Source organism: Moorena sp. SIO3I6 (assembly GCF_010672095.1).
Window position 1 is genome coordinate 1 of the sequence record NZ_JAAHHU010001107.1, and the last position, 1,672, is coordinate 1,672.

A 1,672-nucleotide genomic window follows, 5' to 3' on the forward strand; every position below is an offset into this window, starting at 1 on the left:
TCCGATCTTGAAGCCGTGCTAGGAGAGCGTTGACTACGGTTTCTGAGCTGTTGCCCAATCTGCCCAAGGCATAGGCTGCGTTTCCATGCCAAAAAGAATCCTCATGCTGAAGCCATTCTAGGAGGGTGCTGACTACGGTTTCTGAGCTGTTGCCCAAGTCCCCCAAGGCCAGCGCTGTCCACCCACGCACATCAGAATCCTCATCCATTAGCTGTGCTAGTAGGGCGCTGACTACCGTTTCTGAGCTGTTGCCCAATTTCCCTAAGGCATAGGCTGCCCTCCAACGCACATCAGAATCCTCATCCATTAGCTGTGCTAGTAGGGCGCTGACTAACGTTTCTGAGCTGCTACCCAACTCGCCTAAGGCCAACGCTGCTTTACTACGCACATCAGAATTCTCATCCATTAGCCGTACTATAAGGGCCTTGACTACGGTTTCTGAGCTGTTGCCCAAATTTCCCAAAGCTGAGACTGCGTTCCGACGCACCTCAAAGTGCTTATCCATTAGCCTTACTAGAATGGCGTTAACTACAGTTTCTGAGCTGTTGCCCAAACTGCCCAAGGCATCGGCTGCCGTTCCACGCACAACATAATTCTCATCCTGAAGTCTTGCTAGCAGGGCGTTGACTACTGGTTCTGAACTCTTGCCCAATCTGCCCAAGCCATAGGCCGCCTGCCTACGCACATCAGAATTCTCATCCTGAAACCTTGCTAGCAGTGCGTTGACTACCGTTTCTGAACTGTTTACCAAATTGCCCAAGGCTCTGGCTGCCATCTCACGCACATCAGAATTCTCATCCTTTAGTCGTGCCAGCGATGTAGTAACTACTTGATCTTTATCCCCTAAGTCATATCGATATTTCAGCAATCTTATCTCATTAATTAAATCTGATTGCTCCTTCAACATCTCCAGAGCTTGCCCCTCAAAATCCGTTTCATACAAACTACAAATTATCTGAAAAACCTGCTCGCGAACCCTTTTGCCAACTCGCTCCTCACTACTCACCTCTAACTCAACCAAGCGCTCTAAAATCTCTTCCACCAAATCACTATCAGCACCACGCAAATTTTTCGGGTCTTCTGCTAAACACTTACCAGCAAATAACAAATTTATATGTAACCAATTCTCCTAGTTACTATTATTATTAAATACTGATCGAATTGCCTTCGCGGCATTTTTTGGTTTTTGTTGTGCTATCAGCAATAGTAACACTTGGAGCCAGTGGGAGTCATGCAAATGCTGCCGAATATGATTCAAAACAATTCCAAAATCATACTCATTCTCCGCTTGATAGTTAATCTCCTGAGCACACAAATATTCCTGAAACGTCTTATGGACAAAAGCATAACAATCTTGCCCCTGCTCATTCAATAAACCGGTGCGATCGCGAATCAAATTTACAAATACTTCCGCCTCTTCTTTGGCTTGATATAAATGCACCTGCTTCAAGGTTTTAATCTGCTGACTCAACTGAGCAATCAAATCATTTTGGTTAATCAAGGTGCCGCCTTCGTTATCTTCACTATTTCCTTGGCTATGAATCCAATAAGCCAATAATTCCATCAATCGACGCAAATCATAGAAATCTAGATACTTAAATATTTTCTGATTGCTGATTTCTTTGTTAGCATCCCAAGAGGTTAACAAGGTTTTGACGGCGCAATTGTAAAG

At 44.7% G+C, this 1,672-nt stretch carries 1 protein-coding gene and 1 pseudogene; both read right to left on the reverse strand.

Translation table 11 applies throughout. The annotated features are described in order from the left end of the window. On the reverse strand, nt 1–1,108 hold a 1,108-nt coding region (locus tag F6K49_RS46645), incomplete at its 3' end, for a sister chromatid cohesion protein PDS5 (RefSeq protein WP_293109276.1). 21 nt (nt 1,109–1,129) lie between these two features. Then, a pseudogene (locus F6K49_RS46650) lies at nt 1,130–1,672 on the reverse strand (signal transduction protein); the annotation flags it as partial.